The organism is Bradyrhizobium glycinis (genome assembly GCF_016031655.1).
Taxonomy (GTDB): Bacteria; Pseudomonadota; Alphaproteobacteria; order Rhizobiales; family Xanthobacteraceae; genus Bradyrhizobium; species Bradyrhizobium glycinis.
This window is the reverse complement of sequence record NZ_JACCHQ010000001.1, coordinates 191,595-211,407: the sequence shown is the minus strand read 5'-3', so window position 1 is coordinate 211,407 and position 19,813 is coordinate 191,595. Positions and strand designations below refer to the sequence as shown.

Below are 19,813 nucleotides of genomic sequence, written 5' to 3'. Positions count from 1 at the left end.
GCTCAATCCACAAACGGTTCGACGATCGTGCGCTTGCCGAGCAGGAAGGCGTCGGCGACGAGACGGAGCGGCGTCAGATCGACGTCACTTGCGCCGGTCGCTGCGAGCGCGACGAAGCGTCGGTAGAGTCCGCGATATTCCTCATCGGGCCCTTCGGCAACCACCTTGCCGCCGACGGCCATGCGCGCGCCACCGCTGGACAGCGTCAGCCGGCCCTGATCGGTATCGATGAGAATGTCCCAGCTCTGCGGCCCGGTCTGGCGGAAGTCGAACTCGGCGGTCACGGGCAGGCCGCTGATATCCGTCAGGTTCAGGTTCGCCGCGATCGGCGCCTGGCAATTGGCTGGAAAGGACAGCTCGGCCGCGGTGACGAACACGGGCTTCGGCAGAATCCTGGTCAGGATCGACAGCGCGTTGATACCGGGATCGAACACGCCGAGGCCGCCGGGCTCCCAGATCCAGCCCTGCCCGGGGTGCCAGACACGGACGTCTTCCTTCCAGCTGATGTGCACGGATTTGATGTGCCGCTCGGCGAGCCATTGCCGGGCCGGCTCGACCGCCGGCGCATAGCGCGAATGCCAGGTCGCAAACAATGTCCGCTTCGCACCCGCCGCCATCGCGATCAGCGGATCGAGCTCGGCAACGCCGGTGCCCGGCGGCTTCTCCAGCATGACATGCTTGCCGGCGGCGAGCGCCGCCGCGGCCTGGGCCCTCCGCACCTGCGGCGGCGTGCAGAGCGAGACCGCGTCGATCGGCGGCCCTTTCTGAAGCAATTCCTCGATGGTCGCGAAATGCGGTACCGCCGGCAGCGAGGCGTTGCGGCTCGCCACGGCGGCGAGCGTTGCACCCGGTGTGGCGGCGATCGCCCCCACATGCTGGTCCCGCGCGATCTTGCCGAAGCCGACGATGGCGATGCGAAGGTCTGTCACGCTTGTTCTCCAGTGTCGGTCGACGGCAGCGGCTCGGCCGGGGCGATCTCGATCGCCGTGCTGTCATGGCGGCGCATGCCGTTGTGAATGACATAGACCATGGCCTCGGATGCGGCGTCGGCATCGCCCGCAGCGATGGCATCGACGATCTTCTGATGCCAGAGCAGCACGGTCTCGCGGTCCTCCGACTCGACCGGAGCGCTGAGCAGGAAGGAGGCGCGCAGCGCTGCTTCGATGACATGCCCGACCGAGCGCATGAACAGATTGCCCGAGGCACGCGCCACGGCCACATGAAGCGCGAGATCGGCGTCGGCGAATCCGACCGAGTCGGAGGCTTCATGCCGCATGCGATCCATACAGCGGCGCAGCTCGCTGATGTCCTGCTCGGACCGCTGCGTGGCCGCCAGCATCGCCGCGCGCGGCTCGACGGCCAGACGTATCTCGGCGAGGTCGTTGAGGAAGCGCTTGTCGATACCGGCGTCGAGGTGCCAGGCCAGCACGTCCGCGTCGAACATGTTCCAGGCACCGCGCTCGCGCACGACGGTGCCGACCCGCGCCTTGGTGGTGAGCAGCCCCTTGGCGACCAGCGTCTTGACGCTTTCGCGCAGCACCGGCCGCGAGACGCCGAACATTGCGATCATCTCGGCATCCCCCGGCAGGCGCGTGCCTTCCGCATAGCGGCCGGCGATGATGTCGACGCCGATCGAACGCGCCACCTCCGCATGATTGGAATGGGCCCGCCGCGTCGGGATGACGACGATCCGCGAGGTCATGACGCCGCTCCCGCAGGTTTTGCCGCCGGCCGGCGCGCGACCAGCCCCTGCTGCGGGGCGATGAAGGCGAAGAAAAGCACGCCCGAAGTGCGGGGGATCAGCAAGAGCTTTGGCGCGGTGCGCGCGTTGCAGGAGGTCGACTTCACGTTGAGACGGACGTCTCGGCCGCGCGCCAGCCGGATTCCGATCCGATCTGCGAAAAGCCGATCGTGAGCTGGCCGGCGCTGGCCGGCGCCGCGAGCAACAAGGCGGCTATGGCGCTGGCCGCAAAGAGGGCGTTAGGGGTCATCAGGCGTGTCTCCCGAGATGTTTCTTTCCGGGGCACCGATTGGTAGCATGGCACCCACAGGCGGGCCTTCAGGCCAGCGGCGGGCACTATTTCACGGAAGTTAAGTTCCGACTAGTCATATTATTTGACTATTTGGAGGAAAATGCACGAGCGGCGGCAAGCTGACTTATGACACGCTGAGCGCGACTTTGTTCCCCTAGCACAACGAGGAGATGAAGAAAATTATGGGGTTTTTTCGCAAGGACGGTGACAGACGGCTCCTCCCAGTCATTGCGATCCAGAATCCCTTCGCGGAAAGACTCTGGATTGCGTCGCTGCGCTCGCAATGACGGTGCGGATAAAACTCTGCGCCTACCGACCAGATCGACTCGTCGCGAGTCCCTCCTCACCCGCCCACGCTTCGCGTGTCGGCCTCTCCCCGCGGGCGGAGAGAGGCGAGAGGCAGCAGCGCTAGATCAGCTTCCGTTGCGCCAGGTTCTTCATCAGTGCGCCGATGCCGAACGTCCAGGGCTCGCACTCGTCGCTGGTACGCATGCGGTTGACGAGCTTGCCGAGCTGAGGCGCCGCGATGGTGACGATGTCGTCGCGCTTATGGGTGAATCCCTGCCCCGGCGCATCGCGATCCTTCACGGGAGCGAACATGGTGCCGAGGAACAGCACGAAGCCGTCAGGATATTGATGCACCTTCCCGATGATCTGCGCGACGAGATCGGTCGGCTCGCGGCTGATCTTGCTGATCGAGGAATGGCCGTCGAGAACGAAGCCGTCCGTACCCGTGACGTTCAGGCTGATGTCCAGCCTGCGCGCGTCGTCGAGCGTGAAGGTGTCGTCGAACAGGCGCAGCAGCGGGCCGATCGAACAGGACGCGTTGTTGTCCTTGGCCTTCGACAAGAGCAGCGCCGAGCGGCCCTCGAAGTCGCGCAGGTTCACGTCGTTGCCGAGCGCCCCCCCGACGATCTTGCCGCGGCTGGAGACGAACAGCACGAGTTCCGGCTCGGGATTGTTCCAGGTCGATTTCGGATGCAGGCCGGCGTCCATGCCGGTGCCGACCGACGACAAGGTGGGCGCCTTGGTGAAGACCTCGGCATCCGGACCGATGCCAACCTCGAGATATTGGCTCCAGGCGTTCTGATCGATCAGCACCTGTTTCAGGTGCATCGCCTGGTCCGAGCCCGGCTTGAGCTTTGACAGATCGTCGCCGATCAGGCGCGTCACTTCTTTCCGGATCGCTTCGGCCGAGGCCGGGTTGCCCTTGGCGCGCTCTTCGATGACGCGCTCCAGCATCGAGATTGCGAAGGTGACGCCGGCCGCCTTCAACGTCTGGAGATCGACCGGCGCGAGCAGCCAGGGCTTTTGGCGATCGCGCTCGTCCGGCGGGGTGTTGGCCACGATCGCCTCGAGATCACCGATGCGCTCGCCCTTGGTGGCGGCAAGCGCCTTGGCGGGATCGTCCGTCTCGCAGAGCGCGCTGATGGTCGGAAATTTTGCCGTGACGTCATACACACCGTCACCGCGCACGGCGGCGACGGCCGGACCGTTGACCTGCGGCAGCCAGACGCGGCCGACCAGCGTCCCCTTCGTGCCGTCCTCGGGGAGAAGGTCCTTTACAGTCAATGTCGTCATGGCCGCGTCCTCGCTGTTTCTAAGGACCGGCCGCATTCGCGGCGGCCGTTCCCGTTAGCGAAGACCAATAAACGTCTGGCGCTGGAAGTCCAGAGCGGCGGCGCGCCGTGCAGTTATGCCCCTGCCCGCGCCTTTCGCGCCGCAATCTGGTGCAGTGCCCAGCGCGCATTCTTGCGGACATCAGGATCAAGATCGTCGGCGATCACGGCCAGGAAAGCCTCACCGTCGGGATGGCCGATCTCGCCTAGCGCAGCGGCGGCCTCTTTGCGCAAATTCGCCTGATCGTGATTGACGCAATTGCCGATCGGCCGCACCGCGCGTTCGATCTTCATCTTGCCAAGGCTGCGGATCGCCTTCAGCCGCACCTGCCAGAACTCATCCGCGAGGCAAGCGACGAGCTGATCAGCCGCGATTGCACCATTCACGTTGAGGCCCAGCGTCTCCGCGGCCATCTCGCGGACCATCCAGTCGGCATCCTTCAGCGCGCGGGTGATGTTCTCGGCCGCCGGCTTCATCTGCGAAAAGGCCAATGCACTCACGGCGGCGCGGCGCACATGGGCATCGGGATCATTGATCAGCGCGGTTAGCGCCGGAATGGATTCCTCCAGCTTGAGGAAGCCGATCACGCCGATCGCCTGCACACGCACGGCGGCGTCAGGGTCCTGGAGCGCTTCCAGCGCGGGCTTGAGTGTATCCCTGCGGCGCAGTTCCTTCAGCGCGCGCAGAGCGCCCATGCGGACGAAGGCGTGGGTATGCCTGACCAGCGGCAGGATCGCGTCGGCGCAGGCGGGATCCTTGAATTCAGCCATGCTGTCGGCCGCAGCCGCCGCGACGATCCTCTCGGGATCGACCAACAGCTTCACCAGCGCGCTTGCTGCCTCCGGCCCGTCGAACTCGCCGAGCGCCATCGCGACCTGCTGGCGCACACCGGCATCGGGATCGGCGACCATATTGGCGAGATGTGCGACCGCGGCGGGATCGCCGGAATGGCCGAGCGCGATGATGGCGACGCGGCGTTCGGCGGGATCGGCCGCTTGCAGCCGCTCGTCGGCGTCTTCGAGATCGTCGTAGGATTCGAACGGGCTCGACATGATCACCTCAACAGATAGGGAATGTTGACGGTGACGGCGCCGGTCGGACAATCCGCTTCGCAGGGCATGCAATACCAGCACTCGTCATAAGCCATGTAGGCCTTGTTGGTCATGTCGCTGATGCGCAGCACGTCGAGCGGGCAGACATCGACGCACACTGTGCAGCCCTTGTCCGCGATGCATTTGGCGTCGTCGACCACCACCGGAACCGATGTCTGATAGGACGCGAGAGGCATGTGATGTCTCCTGTTGGCTATGTTCTGTTGGATCAGGCCGAGGCGCGAATGCGCTGCTTGTAGTAGAGGTCCTTCTCGTCGTCCGCGATCGGCACGACATAGGGCTCGACTGCGCGCTTCTCGCTGGTCATCTTGCCGTCCTGCTTGGAGACCAGCGTGTGGCAGAACCAGTTCTCGTTGTCCTTCTCCGGGAAGTCCGTCCGCCAGTGGTAGAGGCCCCAGCGGCTCTCTTCGCGGTAGAGCGAAGCGTGTGCGGCCATATCGGCACAGTCCATGATCGACTGCACTTCGAGCGCGCGCAGCAGTTCGTGTGCGTTCCGCGCGATCATGCGCTCCTGCATATCCTCACGCGCTTCGGCGAGCCGCCGCATGCCGAGCTCATATTTGCGCGTGACCTTCGGCGGCTGGAGATAGTCGTTGACGAGGCGCCGGGTCTTGTACTCGATCTGGTTCGGTGGAATGCCGTCCTCGCGCTTGGTCGGCGCCATCACGCGGTCGCGTTCCATGGCGACGTCGGCCGCGTCGAACTCCGCGAAGTCATGGCTGTCGGCGAACTCCATCGCGTCGATGCCGGCAACCGAGCCGTTGGTGAAGGCGCCGAGCATGTAATTGTGCGGGACGCTCGCCATGTCGCCGGCGGCATAGAGCCCGGGCACGGTGGTGCGGGCATTGTCGTCGACGAACACGCCTGACGCGCTGTGGCCGGAGCAAAAGCCGATCTCCGAGATATGCATCTCGATGGACTCGCTGCGGTAGTCGACCCCGCGCCCCTGCTGGAACAGGCCGCGCGTCGGACGCTCGACCTTGTGCAGCGTGGATTCGATCTCGGAAATGGTGTCGGGGTGGAGATGCTTGAGCTGGAGGAACACCGGACCCTTGCCGGAGAGGAGCTCGTTGTAGAACTCCAGCATCATCTGGCCCGACCAGTAGTCGCATTCGATGAAGCGCGAGCCTTCGTTGTTTGCCGTATATGCGCCGAATGGGCCGGCGACATAGGCGCAGGCCGGGCCGTTATAATCCTTGATCAGCGGGTTGATCTGGAAGCATTCGAGGTTCGCGAGCGCCGCGCCGGCGTGATAGGCCATGGCGTAGCCGTCGCCGGAATTGGCGGCGTTCTCATAGGTGCCGAACATGTAGCCGGAGGTCGGCAGGCCGAGGCGACCGGCAGCCCCCATGCAGAGGATCACGGCCTTGGCCTTGATCACCAGCATCTCGGCGGTACGCGTATTGACGCTGATGGCCCCGGCAATGCGGCCGTCGGCCGATTTGACCAGGCGCGTCGCCATGTAGCGGTTAGAAATGAGGATGCGGGCGCGGCGGAGCTGACGATACAGCGCCTTCTTCACGGTCTCGCCGTTCGGCATAGGCAGCACATAGGTGCCGATGTGATGCACCTTCTTGACGGCGTAGTCGCCGTTCTCGTTCTTCAGGAAGCGGATGCCGAAGCTGTCCAGTTCCTCGATGATCTTGTAGCAGTTCTGGGCGTATTTGTAGACCGCCTTCTGATCGACGATGCCGTCATTGGCGATGGTGATTTCCTTGGTGTACTGCTCCGGCGTCGCGTAACCGGGGATGACGGCGTTGTTGAGCCCGTCCATGCCCATCGAGATCGCGCCGGAGCGCTTGACGTTTGCCTTCTCGAGCAGGACGACATTGGCCTTCGGGTTCTTCAGCTTCGCCTTCAGTGCCGCCATCGGGCCGGCTGTGCCGCCGCCGATCACCAGCACATCACAGGAAACCTCCGAAAGTCCGTCGACGATCTGATCTAGTGCCATCGCTTGCTCCTGGTTCGCCGATCCCGGCGCCTTTGCGTCAGATTTGTTCAGGGGGCGTCGCGGCGATAGCAATTAGTTGTCGCTGGGACGCGATTTGTAGCTCAGCGCTCGACGAAGGCTTTTTCGATGACGAAATGGCCGGGCTGGCTATGGTTGCCCTCGACAAAGCCGCGCGCCGAGCACATCGCGTGGAGTTCCTCGAGCATCGCCGGGCTGCCGCACAGCATGATGCGGTCCGTTTCGATGTCGAGGCTCGCTTGTCCGATATCCTCGAAGAGCTGGTTCGAGGCGATCAGGTCGGTGATGCGGCCGCGATTCCGGAACGGCTCGCGGGTGACGGTCGGGTAGTAGACGAGCTTGTCGCCGATCAAGGGGCCGAAGAATTCGTGATTGCGCAGACCCTCGATGAGGTGCTCGCCATAGGCGAGTTCCGAGACCTGGCGGCAGCCATGGGCGAGCACGATGGTCTCGTAATTCTCATAGACATCGGGGTCTTTGATCAGGCTGGCGAAGGGCGCCAGGCCCGTTCCGGTTGAGAGCAGCAGCAGGCGTTTTCCCGGAATGAGGTTGCCGGTGATCAGCGTGCCCGTCGCCTTGCGCCCGACCAGGATGATGTCGCCTTCCCTGATCTTCTGAAGGCGCGAGGTCAGCGGGCCGTCCTGCACCTTGATCGAGAAGAATTCGAGCGCCTCCTCGTGATTGGCGCTGGCCATGCTGTAGGCCCGCATCAACGGCTTCCCCTCGACCTCCAGACCAATCATTGCGAACTGGCCGCTCTGGAAGCGGAAGCCGGGATCGCGGGTCGCGGTGAAGCTGAACAGGGAATCGGTCCAGTGCCTGACCGACAGAACCGTTTCCTTCTGAAATGCACTCATCGTCTCTCCTTGGTCATCGATGACGCGCAAGGTTTCGGAGAGAGGAGAGTCCGGCAATTCGGAAGTGAAGTTCCCGGTCGATTAGTTTCACATTTCGCGTGGGTTGCTCGAAGGGCAGGCTCGCGATCCCGCCCGCACCGGCAATTAGTTGCTATTCGTGCGTACCTGCCTCGACGTAGAATGAAGGTCAGAGGTTCGTCATGACAATGACATTGGTGGCACCGACCGTTGCCGGCTACGAAGCCAGCGCCGATCTCGCTTCGCTCCTGGTCCGCACCGTGCAGGACGATGCGCTCAGCGTTTCTGCCGAAACACTCCGCCTCTCCTGCAAATGCGCCCATTGCACCCGCGCCCGCTTCGACGGCCGCTTCCCCAAAGCGTTTCCGGGGATCGCGATCACCGATATCAGCGATCTCGGATATGGGCTGAACATCTCGTTTTCGGATGGGCACAACCGGGGAATATATCCGAAGTCGTATCTGCTGAACTTGGCGGGGCGGTGACCCGCTATTCGGTGTCATTTCCCCGCGCGAGGCATCTGCCACCATCTGGCACGGACATTGCTCCTCTTTAGAACGATTTGAACGTTCGGGAGGCAGGCGATGTTGCAGGCGGCGAATGCGGTGCGCGGGGCTGTTCCCGCAGCGATGCGGCCTGCCGGCAACTCCTCGCTACTGCTCACCGAGAACCAGCAATGGATCGGCGGTCCACCACCGTTGATGGACAAGCTCTCACCGCGCGAGCGGGAGTTGGTGCTGAAGCAGGGCCGCCGCAAGGTGCTCAACCGCGGCCAGACGCTGTTTAGCCAGGGCGGCAAGCATGACGGCATCTGGCTGATCGAGAGCGGCCGCATCCGTGTATTCTACACCTCGCCACTCGGACGCGAGATCACGCTGGCCTATTGGCATGTTGGCAATTTCGTCGGCGGTCCCGAAGTGTTCGAAGGCACCGTGCATCAATGGTCCGGCGTTGCCTCCAGTAATTGCAGCGTCGTGCACCTGCCCGGAAAGGAACTACGGTCCCTTGCCGCAGAGATCCCGAACCTCGCGATTGGCCTGATCGAAGGCCTGACGTTCAAGGGTAAATGCTATTCGGCGCTGGCCCAGATGTTGGGGACGCGCTCGATCACCCAGCGTCTCGCCCATCTCTTGCTGCATCTCGTCGAGCTCTACGGCGTCGCAGATGCCGACGGCACCGTCATCGCCGCGGCCTTCACCCACGCCGACATCGCCCACATGGTCGGCGCCACCAGGCAATGGGTCACGATCAGCCTGAAGCGGATGCAGGAGAAGGGAATCGTGCTGACCAAACGGTCGCAGATCGTGGTCTGCCGGGCGGACATTCTGGAAGAGATGCGCGGCCAGGCGGCGGATTGAAGGGCGCCCGCGACCACAGCCGGTGCACAGGCAAGCGGCTTTATAGTGCAGGACTGCCCAAGGAGTATGCAATCAGCTTTTCCCGGCAACTAATCGACTGGGGCGGCCACTCCGGATTTGCCCTGCCTGCGCCCTCCCCCAATCATGGCACCCACAGCACATCCAACCGAATGAGGATGAGAATGGTCAGCCATCTTCCCACGCTCTCGATCGCGATGTCGGTGACGTCGCTGGCGCTGCTCGTCACGCAGCCGGCTTCCGCGGAAACCGTCAGGCTCGGCATCGGAACGCAGGATACCACGACCAACACGGCCACCGCAGGCGTCGTCATCCGCCAATTGCAGCTGCTCGAGAAATACCTGCCGAAAGACGGCAAATACGCCAACATCAAATTCGAGCTGGAATGGCAGAACTTCACCTCCGGTCCGCCCGTCACCAACGCGATGATGGCGAACAAGCTGCAGATCGGCATGATGGGCGACTATCCGCTCATCGTGAACGGATTCACCTTTGAGAGCAATCCGGAGAGCAAGAGCCGCCTCGTCGGCATCGCCGCCTACAGCCTGTCCGGCTCGGGCAACGGGCTCGTCGTCCACAAGGACTCACCCTATTACGACCTCGCCGATCTCAAAGGTAAGCTCGTCAGCGTGCCTTTCGGCTCCGCCGCGCACGGCATGGTGCTGAAAGCGATGCAGGATCGCGGCTATGCGTCGGATTTCTTCCAGCTCGTCAGCCAGAGCCCGGAGGTCGGTTCGACCAATCTGCAGGAGAAGAAGATCGACGGGCACGCCGATTTCGTCCCCTTCGCCGAGCTGTTGCCGTTCCGCGGCTTCGCACGAAAGATCTTCGACGGCGTCGAGACGAACTTGCCGACCTTCCATGGCATCGTGGTTCGCACCGACTTCGCCGAAAAATATCCCGAGGTCGTCGTCGCCTATTTCAAGGCGCTGATCGCCGCCAACCAGTGGCTGCGCGAGGATCCCAAGCTGGCCGCGGAGAAGATCCAGGAATGGACCGGCATCAACAAGGAGGTCGTCTACATCTTCTTGGGGCCCAGCGGCAATATGACGACCGATCCCACGATCAAGCCGGCGCTGATCGATGCAGCCACGACCGACGTCAAAGTGCTGCAGAATCTTGGCCGCATGAAGGAGTTCGATCCGAAGAAATGGGTCGACGACAGCTACATCCGCAAGGCCTATGCTGAAATGAAGCTCGACTACGACGCGCAGCTCGCGAGCACCAAGAACTATGAGATCGCGGGCGAGGACAGCTTCTGCAAGAAGCCCATCACCGATCCGCGCAAGGCCGGCGAGGTCTGGGTCGACGGTGCCGGCATCATGCCCTTCTCGTCCGCCAGCTGCACGCTCGGCGCTTATGCCGACTACAAGGCCAAGGGCAAGAAGATCAACGTCGCCTACGTCTTCGATACCACGCGCGGCATCAAGCTGTTCGCCGATCAAGCCTTCTTCGCGGTCGGCAATGGCGATGTCGCGCCCTTTCTGCTGAAGAAGGACGCCGAAGCCTACGCCGCCAAGATCAGCGGCAAGGTGCTCGGCTTCGATGATGCGATGAAGACCGCCGTCGGCGGAGGCAAGACGTGAGCAGCCCCGCCCTCGTCAGCCAGCCCGAAGACAGCATGCCGGCGACAGCCGTTGCAGAGGCAGGCCCCTCGCCCGCCGCCGTCGTCCGGCCCACCACGCCGCCCTCCTTCGGCACACTCGCCTTGCGCTGGTATCGGCTCAATCGGGCAGGTCTGCGCGCGACCGCCATCGGCGTGATTTCGCTGCTCGTCTTCCTGCTGGTCTGGCACCTGCTCACGACCTATCGCGTCGTGTTCTTCGTGCGCTTCACCAACGTGCCTTCGCCGCTCGCGGTCTATGACAGCTTCATAAAGGCGATCCACGATCCAAAATTCCTGATGCACATCCTGCTCAGTTGCCGGCGCATCTTCATCGGCTTCTCGCTCGCGGCGATCATCGGCGTGCCGCTCGGCCTGATCATGGGACGCTTCAAGCTGGTGCATGAGGTGATTTTCCCGGTCGCCGAAGTGCTGCGGCCGATCCCGGCAATCGCCTGGGTGCCGATGGCGATCATGCTGTGGCCGACCAACGAGCAGAGCATCGTCTACATCACCTTTCTCGGCTCGTTCTTTCCGATCCTCGTCAACACGCTGCACGGTATGTCGCTGGTCGACCCCGTGTTGGTGCGCGCCGCGCAATGCCTCGGCGCGCGCGAACGCTCGATTTTCCGTGAGGTGTATTTTCCGGCATCGCTGCCGCACATCTTCACCGGCCTCACCGTCGGCATGGGCGTCGCCTGGGTCTCGCTGATCGCCGCCGAGATGATCTCGGGCCAATACGGCATCGGCTATTTCACCTGGGAGGCCTATTCACTGGTCCAGTACGCCGACATCGCGCTCGGCATGATCGCGATCGGGGTGCTCGGCCTCGGATCGAGCCTGCTGATCCGGGGCGCGGGGCAGTTGGTGATGCCGTGGAGATCGACATGAGCGAGACGATTGCGACGACCCCGAAGGGCCATATCGAGGTCAAGAACTTCTCCCTCGCCTATGAGACCATCGAAGGAGCGGTGCAGGCCGTCACCGACACGCAAATCCATGTGCAGCCCGGCGAGTTCGTGTCGATCGTCGGCCCGTCCGGCTGCGGAAAGTCGACGCTGCTCAATGCGGTCGCAGGCTTCCTCAAGTCGACGACCGGTATAGTTACCGTCGACGGCGAGCGGGTAAACGGTCCGAGCGCCGAACGCGGCATGGTGTTTCAGCAATATTCTCTTTTTCCGTGGAAAACCGTGCGGGAGAACGTCGAGTTCGGCCTGAAGATGCGCGGCATGCCGCGCTCGCAGCGCGAACGCGCCGCGCGCACGCTGCTGGGGCTCGCGGGACTCGAAGCGTTCGAAAAGCACTATCCGGAAAAGCTCTCCGGCGGCATGAAGCAGCGCGTCGGCATCGTCCGCGCGCTCGCGACGGGACCGAAAGTGCTGTTGCTGGACGAGCCCTTCGGCGCGCTCGACGCGCAGACGCGCGTTATCATGCAGCAGATCCTCACCAACATGTGGCAGCGGCTGAAGATCTCGGTGCTGTTCGTCACCCACGACATTGATGAAGCCATCTTCCTGTCCGACCGCGTCTATTGCATGACCGCGCGGCCGGGCTCGATCAAGGCGGAGATCCCGATCCCGCTGGAGCGGCCGCGGCAGCAATCGATGATGATGTCGTCGGAATTTTTGGCGCTCCGGCGCGGGCTGATGTCGCTGATCCGCGAAGAGAGTCTGAAGGCGATGGGCGGCGAGATCAACGACTTGGGCATGCAAGGGCTGAACATCGAGCTGCACGGCCACTCGCTCGCGGACGTGATTTAGCTTACCTCGCCCGCCTGCCAGGAGAGGGAGCGCGAGAGGTCACGTCTCTAACTTGAACCAGTCTCGTAGGGTGGGCAAAGCGAAGCGTGCCCACCATTCTTTCGTGTCGTATAGAACTCGTGGGCACGGCGCTTGGCGCCTTTGCCCCCTACGGCAGCTCGCATCCATCACTTGAACCAATGCACCAGCGCGATGCTGATCCCCAGCAGCAGGATCAGCGACAGCGTCACGGCGGCCGTCACCCGGCCGCCGACATTGGCGAGCACGCGCACGTCGACGCCAAGGCCGAGGGCGGCCATCGAGACCACCGTGAGAAAGCTCGTGATCTTCGTCACGGGCCCAACCACTGTAGCCGGCACGATCTCCAGCGAGCGCAGGGTCGCAAGCGCAAGGAAGCCGAGGATGAACCAGGGGACCAGGCGGAAGAAGCCGACGCTGGTTTTCCTGGCATCGCTCTGCCAGCGCGAAGCGACCAGCGACAGGCCGACGACGACCGGGCCGAGCATCAGGACACGCATCAGCTTCACCAGCGTGCCGATCTGGGTCGAGACGAGCCCTGCCGGCACTGTCGCGGCAAGGACCTGCGGCACCGCGTAGACGGTGAGCCCGGCGAGAATGCCGTACTGCGTTGCGGACAATTGCAGCAGCGGGATGAGCAGCGGCAGGCCCAGCACCATCATCACGCCAAGGATCGCCGTGAAGGAGATCGAGGACGCAATCTCGTCGTTGCTGGCGCCGATGATGGGCGCCACCGCAGCGATCGCGGAATTGCCGCAGATCGAGTTGCCGCAGGCGATCAGGATCGACAGCCGCGTCGACAGCCCCAGCAGCCGGCTGAGGCCGAAGGAGACGCAGAGCGCGATCACGACAACCGCGGCAATGGAGGCGAGCAGCGCAATACCGGAAGCCGCGATCGCGGCAAAGCTGATGGAGGCCCCGAGCAGCATCACCGCGACTTCCAGCAGCTGCTTGGCGCTGAAGGCGATGCCGGCTTGCCAGCGCGGGGCCGGCTTCCAGAAGCTGCGCACCGCCATGCCGAGCAGGATCGCCATGACCAGCGCCTCGACATAGGGATGCTCAAACACGCCCAGTTCGGCCCGCTCGAGCAGGGCCGACACGCCGGCGATCGCGATACACAGTAGAATGCCCGGAATCAGCGCCGCAATGCGGCCCGCGGCGGTGACCGGCTTGGTATCGGCCGGGCTGGATGCTTGATTCTGCGACACAAATCTCTCCAGAAGGAGAAAGATTTATACGCAGCGCAGCTCAATTGGGAAATATGTTTTCGACATGTCAGGGCCGAGAGAAGTTCTGTCCTCAGCCCGGAATAAACGGCCTCAGAAGATCAGGTTCTTGGCCAGCGAGGCGACGCGGCTGAAACCGTCATAGATGCCCGGTTCGAAGAAGGCTGCACGGGCGAGCACGATGCCCGCGACCAGCGACCAGAACAGTGTGGTGCCGGCCCGCAGCAGGAGCTTCGAGGCACCCGACTTCGCCTGTGTGTCCGTTGCGGACACCAGTTCCTCGCCGAAGGGCTCAAATCCCGTACGTTCCATGGCTGCCGATCCACCAATTGCTGGCGGAAATGTCGTCGTTTCGGCTCCAAACAGCAATGGAAGCGATTGGCGTTTTTGCCCTCGTAAGGGAAAACTCCTTCCTCCTGACAGAGCTGTGGCAATAGTTTTCTTCTTTCCGCCTGTTTGGACACCGCCGCTCCAGTTAGAGCGCCCTTACCGGACTGGGATTCCCCGGCTCGGAGCACGGCGACAGCCCTCTTTCGGTCGGTGCACCGCACCGGCGGTACCCCATCTCGCTAAGCCGCCAGCCCGCTCTCTACTGGCGCAAACTCCAGCCCCAGACTCTCCGCTACCGCCTTGTTCGTCACCCGACCGCGATGCACGTTGAGCCCGTTGCGCAGATGCGGATTCTCCAAGACCGCCGCAAAGCCCTTGTTCGCGAGCATCAGGCCGAACGGCAGCGTCGCGTTGTTCAAGGCGTGGCTCGAGGTCACCGGCACGGCGCCCGGCATGTTGGCGACGCAATAATGCACGACGCCGTCGACCTCGTAGGTCGGCTCCGCATGCGTGGTCGGGTGCGAGGTCTCGAAGCAGCCGCCCTGGTCGATCGCGACATCGACCAGCACGGCTCCGGGCCGCATCGATTTCAGCATCGCACGGGTGACGAGTTTCGGCGCGCTGGCGCCGGGCACCAGCACGGCACCGATGACGACGTCGGCGGCGAACACCTCGTCCTCGACCGCCTCGATGGTCGAGAAGCGGGTGCGTACGCGTCCGGCAAAGAGATCGTCCAGTTCGCGAAGGCGCGGGATCGAGCGGTCCATCACGGTGACTTCGGCACCTAAGCCGGCGGCCATGCGTGCCGCCTGCGTTCCGACCACGCCGCCGCCGAGCACGACGACGCGTGCCGGCTGCACGCCGGGCACCCCGCCGAGCAGCAGACCGCGGCCGCCGGCCGAGCGCTTGAGCGCGGCGCCGGCGGCCTCGATGGCGAGGCGGCCGGCGACTTCGCTCATCGGGGCGAGCAGCGGGAGGTGACCGCTCGCGTCCGTGACAGTTTCATAGGCGATTGCAGTGCAGCCGGAAGCAAGCAGGCCCTTGGCCTGCTCGGGATCCGGCGCAAGATGAAGGTAAGTAAAAAGGATCTGGCCTTCCCGAAGCTGAGTCCATTCGCTCTTCTGCGGCTCCTTCACTTTCACGATCATGTCGGACTTTGCAAAGATCTCGCGAGCGGTCTCGGCAATGGACGCCCCCGCCCGCCGGTACACCTCGTCGGACGCACCGATGCCGCTGCCGGCGCCGCTCTCGACCGTCACCTGGTGCCCGGCGGCGACATATTCACGGACCGCGCCTGGGGTGAGCCCCACGCGATATTCCTGCAGCTTGATCTCCTTGGGGACTCCGACGCGCATCTTGATCTCCCTCGCCAATGCTTTGATTCCATTGTTGATCGTAGCGAGAGGGTCGGTTTGGTTTCGTGCAAATATCCGCTACCTTGGCGGCGCCCGCGCCGGTTTCCGGCGCGAAATCGTCCTTTGACGCTGGAAACGAAACCTTGGCCCTTGACCGGAAAGACCTCGCCATCCTCGCGGAACTCACGACCAATGCGCGAGCCAGCCACACCGAGCTTGCGAACAAGATCGGCTTGTCGAGCACCGCGCTGGCGCGGCGGCAGAAGGCGCTGGAGGATGACGGCTACATCCAGGCCTACCAGGCCGCGCTCGACCTCGGCCGGTTCGGCCTCACTACGACAGTGCTGGTTCGTATCGCGCTGGAGAGCCAGAGCGACGAGGCGCTGAAGGCATTCGAGGCAGAGGTGACGAAATGTCCCTCTGTCGTGCGCTGCTTCCTGATGTCGGGGACGGACGACTACATCCTGATCGTGCTCGCCCGCGACATCCAGGATTTCGAGCGCATCCATCGCACCGAGCTGTCCCGCCTGCCGCGCGTCGCTCGGGTGCAGTCGAGCTTCGCGCTGCGCGAGATCGTGAACCGCGCGGTGCCGACTGTGGTGTTCGGCGAGACGAAGCGCTGATCTCGTATATCCGATCGGGAGAACCGGTCGGGAACCAAGCAACCCGTCATCCGTTGGGCGCTATTGGCCAGCGGCGGCAACGCATTCTCGCGTCACTTCCACAACTTGCCCAGCTCGGCCTTTCCGCAGGGAAAATAGAATATGGCCGACCTTACGATCCCCGAACGCATTCCGATCAACCTCGTCGTCAATGGCGAAAGGCGCGCGCTCGAAGTCGTGCCGTGGACTACGCTTCTGGACGCGCTACGTGACCGTCTGGAGCTGACCGGCACCAAGAAAGGCTGCGATCACGGCCAATGCGGTGCCTGTACCGTGCTGATCGACGGAAGACGGGTCAATTCCTGCCTGACCCTCGCCGTCATGAAGGATGGCGCCGAGATCACGACGATCGAAGGCTTGGCAAAGGACGGCACGTTGCATCCCCTGCAGCAGGCCTTCATCGATCACGATGCCTTTCAGTGCGGTTATTGCACCCCGGGACAGATTTGCTCTGCCGCGGGCCTGTTGGCCGAAGGCCGTGCGCGCGGTGCGGATGAGATCCGGGAGCTGATGAGCGGAAACCTCTGTCGCTGCGGTGCCTACCCCAACATCGTGGCTGCGATCGAGCAGGCAATGAGCCGGTCATGAACAACTTCCAATATTCCCGCGCGAGCGACGTTGCCGACGCCATCCGCCTTCTCGCCGCCGATCCCGGCGCGAAGCTGATTGCCGGCGGCACTAACTTGATCGATCTGATGAAGGAGAATGTCGAACGGCCCTCGCGCCTGATCGACATCTCCCGTCTGCCGCTCCGCGACATCGAGGAGACGGCGGACGGCGGTCTGCGCATCGGCGCCTTGGTGCCGAATTCGGACCTCGCCTACCACCCGTTGATCGAGCAGCGCTATCCCCTGCTTGCCAGTGCCATCCTGGCCGGCGCCTCCGCGCAATTGCGCAACATGGCCTCGGTCGGTGGCAATCTGATGCAACGAACGCGCTGCCCTTACTTTTATGACACCACGACACCCTGCAACAAGCGAAGCCCCGGCGCGGGCTGCTCGGCAATGGATGGCCTCAACCGCAACCACGCGATCCTCGGCACCAGCACATCCTGCATCGCGACCAATCCATCCGACATGAGCGTGGCGCTGGCCGCGCTCGGCGCGCTCGTGCATATCGCGCGCCCCTCGGGGCAGCGCACCATCGCGCTGACGGATTTCCATCGGCTTCCCGAGGACAAACCCCATCTCGATACCAATCTCGGCAGCGGCGAGATCATTACCGCCATCGAGCTGCCGCCGCACGGCTTTGCCCGGAACTACAGTTATCTGAAGATCCGCGACCGGCTCTCCTACGCCTTTGCTCTGGTCTCGGTCGCAGCCGCGCTCGAACTGGAGGGCAACGCGATCGGCGAAGCGCGCCTTGCGCTCGGCGGCGTAGCTCACAAGCCCTGGCGAAGCCTCGAGGCCGAAGCCGCATTGCGCGGTCAGGCGGCAACACCGGATCATTTCGGGCGGGCCGCCGACCTGCTGCTGCAGGGAGCGACGGCACGCTCCCATAATGGGTTCAAAATCGATCTGGCGCGCCGAGCCATCGTGCGGACGCTGATGCAGGCCGCAAGCGCTACGCCGCAATCACAAGCTCACAAGAAGATCGCATGAGGGCCCGATGAACGCCTATGTCGGAACATCAACGTCGCGCGTCGACGGCCGCGCCAAGGTCACCGGGGCCGCCAAATATGCCGGCGAATTCGCGGCAGACGGTCTTCTTCACGGCTTCGTCGTCGAGGCCACCATCGCGCGCGGTCGCATCGCTCGTCTCGACACCAGCGAGGCGCTGAAGGTGAAGGGCGTGGTCGACGTGCTTACCCATGCCCGTCGGCCGCCCCTCGCCGACAAGGACGAAGCCTGGAAGGATGAGGTGGCGCCTGAGAAGGGCTCGCCCTTCCGTCCGCTCTATGACGACAGGATCAAGTTCAACGGCCAGCCGATCGCACTCGTCGTCGCGGAGGACTGGGAGACCGCCAAGTTCGCCGCAACTCGCGTTCGCGTCGAATATGAGCAGGAGGCGTTTGCGACCGATCTCGAATCCGAACGCGACAAGGCCGAAAAAGTGGATCAGCCGCACAAGCCGCGTGGTGATGCCGCAGCAGCCCTGACGCGGGCGGCCGTGCGCCATGAGGCGGATTACGTCCTTCCGAGCGAGCACCACAATCCGATGGAGCTCTTCGCGACGACGGCGGTCTGGGACGGCAGCGGTGGGCTCACGGTCTACGACAAGACGCAAGGTGTCCAGAACGTCCAGAAGTTTCTCTGCAGCGTTTTCGGCAAGAAGCCGGACGACATCCGCGTGATCTCGCCCTATGTCGGCGGTGCCTTCGGTTCGGGCCTGCGGCCGCAGCACCAGGTGGTGCTGGCAACCCTTGCCGCGCTCGCCCTGAAGCGGTCCGTCCGCGTCGTGCTGACCCGGCAGCAGATGTATGGCCTGGGCTATCGTCCCATGACCATCGAGCGCGTTGCGCTCGGCGCAAAGCCGGACGGCACCCTCGATGCGATCAAGCACGAAGCCATTGCCGTGACCTCACGTTATGAGGATTTTTCACGCAACGATACCGGCTGGGCCGAGCAGCTTTACAAGAGTCCCAACAGCAACTTTTCGCACAAGCTGGTCGACCTCGACGTCTCGACACCCTGCGACATGCGCGCGCCGGGTGCGGCAACGGGTGTCTGCGCGCTCGAATGCGCCATGGACGAATTGGCGGTCGCGCTGAAGCTCGATCCGGTCGAGCTGCGGCTGAGGTGCTACTCGGATCGCGACCAGAGCGAAGACCTGCCTTACACCAGCAAGCAGCTGCGCGAATGCTACGCCCGCGGCGCCGAAGCGTTTGGCTGGAGCCGGCGCAATCCGGCACCGCGCTCCATGCGCGATGGCAAGGAACTGGTCGGCTGGGGTATGGCGACTGGGGTATGGGAGGCGCTGCAGATGCCGGTCGCCGTCCGCATCGTGCTGACGGCCAACGGCCACGCCGAGGTCTCCTGCGCAGCGTCCGATATCGGCACCGGCACGTATACCATCGTGGCGCAGGTCGCGGCCGATGCCCTCGGGCTGCCGATCGAGAATATCAGCGTCCGGCTCGCCGATTCGACCCTGCCGCAAGCCCCCGTCGAGGGCGGCTCCTGGATGGCGGCATCAAGCGCGCATGCGGTCTTGGGAGCGGCCGAAGAGATTCGCCGGGAGCTCGCACGTCTCGCCAAGGCCATGTCTGGCTCACCGCTCGCTGACCTCGACGCCGCCAACGCCACCCTGACTGACGGCATGATCGCCAGCAGCGAGGGGCGCGGGGCTGCCGTCTCGATTGCGGATGTTATGCGCCACAGCAAGCTCGAGCGGATCGAAAAGGAGAAGCTCAACCAATTCGCGGAAGATAAATCGCATGCCCGAAACACACACTCGGCGGTATTCGCAGAGGTGAAGATCGACGAGGAGCTGGGAATTATCCGCGTCACCCGGATCGTGAATGCGGTCGCGGCCGGGCGCATCCTGAACACCAAGACCGGCCGCAGCCAGATCATGGGCGGGGTGGTCTGGGGAATTGGAATGGCGCTGCACGAGGAGACGGTGATGGATCACCGCTTCGGCCGCATCATGAACGCGAACATTGCCGAATACCACATTCCCGTGAACGCCGACGTCCACGACATTGACGTCATTTTCGTCGACGAGCCCGACGACCGCATCAACCGGTTGGGCATCAAGGGGCTCGGCGAAATCGGCATCGTCGGCGTGCCGGCCGCGATTGCGAACGCCGTCTATCATGCCACCGGCAAGCGCATCCGGCGCTTCCCGATCACGCTGGACAAGCTACTGGAGTGAAGCGGCAGGCTAACGTTGCCGCAGCACTCGGGCATGTCATCCAGATGTCATCGAATGTGCA

General features: G+C 63.7%; 19 protein-coding genes and 1 pseudogene. 9 read left to right on the top strand and 11 right to left on the bottom strand.

Annotated features, from left to right (window positions below):
* Window positions 1–2 precede the first annotated feature (2 nt).
* The 8 genes and pseudogenes from HZZ16_RS00960 to HZZ16_RS00925 form a co-directional block, all read right to left on the bottom strand.
* The gene (locus HZZ16_RS00960) at window positions 3–929 is read right to left on the bottom strand and encodes a Gfo/Idh/MocA family protein (protein WP_197946588.1); all 927 of its coding nucleotides are present in this window, start codon (window positions 927–929) and stop codon (window positions 3–5) included.
* Complete coding sequence (locus tag HZZ16_RS00955; protein WP_197946586.1) at window positions 926–1,702, bottom strand: FadR/GntR family transcriptional regulator; 777 nt, start codon at window positions 1,700–1,702, stop codon at window positions 926–928. The genes HZZ16_RS00960 and HZZ16_RS00955 overlap by 4 nt, the downstream gene beginning before the upstream one ends.
* A gap of 148 nt (window positions 1,703–1,850) precedes the next feature.
* Window positions 1,851–1,991 (bottom strand): annotated as a pseudogene (locus HZZ16_RS00950) (sugar ABC transporter substrate-binding protein); the annotation flags it as partial.
* Window positions 1,992–2,441: 450 nt separating this feature from the next.
* The gene (locus HZZ16_RS00945; RefSeq protein WP_197946584.1) at window positions 2,442–3,614 is read right to left on the bottom strand and encodes a fumarylacetoacetate hydrolase family protein; all 1,173 of its coding nucleotides are present in this window, start codon (window positions 3,612–3,614) and stop codon (window positions 2,442–2,444) included.
* A 113-nt stretch (window positions 3,615–3,727) separates the two neighbouring features.
* A complete protein-coding gene (locus HZZ16_RS00940; RefSeq protein ID WP_197946581.1) occupies window positions 3,728–4,705 on the bottom strand; it encodes a HEAT repeat domain-containing protein in 978 nt (325 codons plus the stop codon).
* 2 nt (window positions 4,706–4,707) lie between these two features.
* Window positions 4,708–4,941, bottom strand: a complete 234-nt coding sequence (locus HZZ16_RS00935) for a 4Fe-4S dicluster domain-containing protein (RefSeq protein ID WP_007593252.1) — start codon at window positions 4,939–4,941, stop codon at window positions 4,708–4,710.
* Window positions 4,942–4,973: 32 nt separating this feature from the next.
* Complete coding sequence (locus HZZ16_RS00930; RefSeq protein WP_197946579.1) at window positions 4,974–6,716, bottom strand: fumarate reductase/succinate dehydrogenase flavoprotein subunit; 1,743 nt, start codon at window positions 6,714–6,716, stop codon at window positions 4,974–4,976.
* Window positions 6,717–6,817: 101 nt separating this feature from the next.
* Entirely contained in the window at window positions 6,818–7,591 is a 774-nt protein-coding gene (locus HZZ16_RS00925) for a ferredoxin--NADP reductase (RefSeq protein ID WP_197946577.1), read from the bottom strand.
* A gap of 206 nt (window positions 7,592–7,797) precedes the next feature.
* Between HZZ16_RS00925 and HZZ16_RS00920 the strand changes: the two genes are divergently transcribed.
* The 5 genes from HZZ16_RS00920 (at window position 7,798) to HZZ16_RS00900 (ending at window position 12,348) form a co-directional block, all read left to right on the top strand.
* Window positions 7,798–8,094: a gamma-butyrobetaine hydroxylase-like domain-containing protein gene (locus tag HZZ16_RS00920; protein WP_197947248.1), complete on the top strand. Its 297-nt coding sequence runs from the start codon at window positions 7,798–7,800 to the stop codon at window positions 8,092–8,094.
* A 99-nt stretch (window positions 8,095–8,193) separates the two neighbouring features.
* A complete protein-coding gene (locus HZZ16_RS00915; RefSeq protein WP_197946575.1) occupies window positions 8,194–8,967 on the top strand; it encodes a Crp/Fnr family transcriptional regulator in 774 nt (257 codons plus the stop codon).
* 182 nt (window positions 8,968–9,149) lie between these two features.
* The gene (locus tag HZZ16_RS00910) at window positions 9,150–10,571 is read left to right on the top strand and encodes an ABC transporter substrate-binding protein (RefSeq protein ID WP_197946573.1); all 1,422 of its coding nucleotides are present in this window, start codon (window positions 9,150–9,152) and stop codon (window positions 10,569–10,571) included.
* Window positions 10,568–11,479, top strand: coding sequence for an ABC transporter permease (locus HZZ16_RS00905; RefSeq protein ID WP_197946571.1), 912 nt, complete (start codon window positions 10,568–10,570; stop codon window positions 11,477–11,479). The genes HZZ16_RS00910 and HZZ16_RS00905 overlap by 4 nt, the downstream gene beginning before the upstream one ends.
* The gene (locus HZZ16_RS00900; RefSeq protein ID WP_197946569.1) at window positions 11,476–12,348 is read left to right on the top strand and encodes an ABC transporter ATP-binding protein; all 873 of its coding nucleotides are present in this window, start codon (window positions 11,476–11,478) and stop codon (window positions 12,346–12,348) included. Before HZZ16_RS00905 ends, HZZ16_RS00900 begins: the two co-directional genes overlap by 4 nt.
* A 167-nt stretch (window positions 12,349–12,515) precedes the next feature.
* Here HZZ16_RS00900 and HZZ16_RS00895 read toward each other — a convergent pair whose 3' ends face one another.
* The 3 genes from HZZ16_RS00895 to ald all read right to left on the bottom strand — a co-directional run bounded on the left by HZZ16_RS00895 (window position 12,516) and on the right by ald (window position 15,277).
* Complete coding sequence (locus HZZ16_RS00895) at window positions 12,516–13,574, bottom strand: YeiH family protein (RefSeq protein WP_197946567.1); 1,059 nt, start codon at window positions 13,572–13,574, stop codon at window positions 12,516–12,518.
* Window positions 13,575–13,685: 111 nt separating this feature from the next.
* Window positions 13,686–13,904, bottom strand: coding sequence for a hypothetical protein (locus HZZ16_RS00890; protein ID WP_197946565.1), 219 nt, complete (start codon window positions 13,902–13,904; stop codon window positions 13,686–13,688).
* A 257-nt stretch (window positions 13,905–14,161) separates the two neighbouring features.
* Window positions 14,162–15,277 carry an alanine dehydrogenase gene (gene ald, locus HZZ16_RS00885; RefSeq protein WP_197946563.1) on the bottom strand — a complete coding sequence of 372 codons (1,116 nt, stop codon included), beginning with the start codon at window positions 15,275–15,277 and terminating at the stop codon, window positions 14,162–14,164.
* A gap of 143 nt (window positions 15,278–15,420) precedes the next feature.
* Here ald and HZZ16_RS00880 point away from each other — a divergent pair, with 143 nt between their 5' ends.
* The 4 genes from HZZ16_RS00880 to HZZ16_RS00865 all read left to right on the top strand — a co-directional run bounded on the left by HZZ16_RS00880 (window position 15,421) and on the right by HZZ16_RS00865 (window position 19,752).
* The gene (locus HZZ16_RS00880; protein ID WP_197946561.1) at window positions 15,421–15,900 is read left to right on the top strand and encodes an Lrp/AsnC family transcriptional regulator; all 480 of its coding nucleotides are present in this window, start codon (window positions 15,421–15,423) and stop codon (window positions 15,898–15,900) included.
* A gap of 141 nt (window positions 15,901–16,041) precedes the next feature.
* On the top strand, window positions 16,042–16,527 hold the full coding sequence (locus tag HZZ16_RS00875; protein ID WP_197946559.1) for a (2Fe-2S)-binding protein: 486 nt from the start codon (window positions 16,042–16,044) through the stop codon (window positions 16,525–16,527).
* Window positions 16,524–17,540, top strand: a complete 1,017-nt coding sequence (locus HZZ16_RS00870) for an FAD binding domain-containing protein (protein WP_197946558.1) — start codon at window positions 16,524–16,526, stop codon at window positions 17,538–17,540. Before HZZ16_RS00875 ends, HZZ16_RS00870 begins: the two co-directional genes overlap by 4 nt.
* 7 nt (window positions 17,541–17,547) lie before the next feature.
* Complete coding sequence (locus tag HZZ16_RS00865; RefSeq protein WP_197946557.1) at window positions 17,548–19,752, top strand: xanthine dehydrogenase family protein molybdopterin-binding subunit; 2,205 nt, start codon at window positions 17,548–17,550, stop codon at window positions 19,750–19,752.
* Window positions 19,753–19,813: the final 61 nt, after the last annotated feature.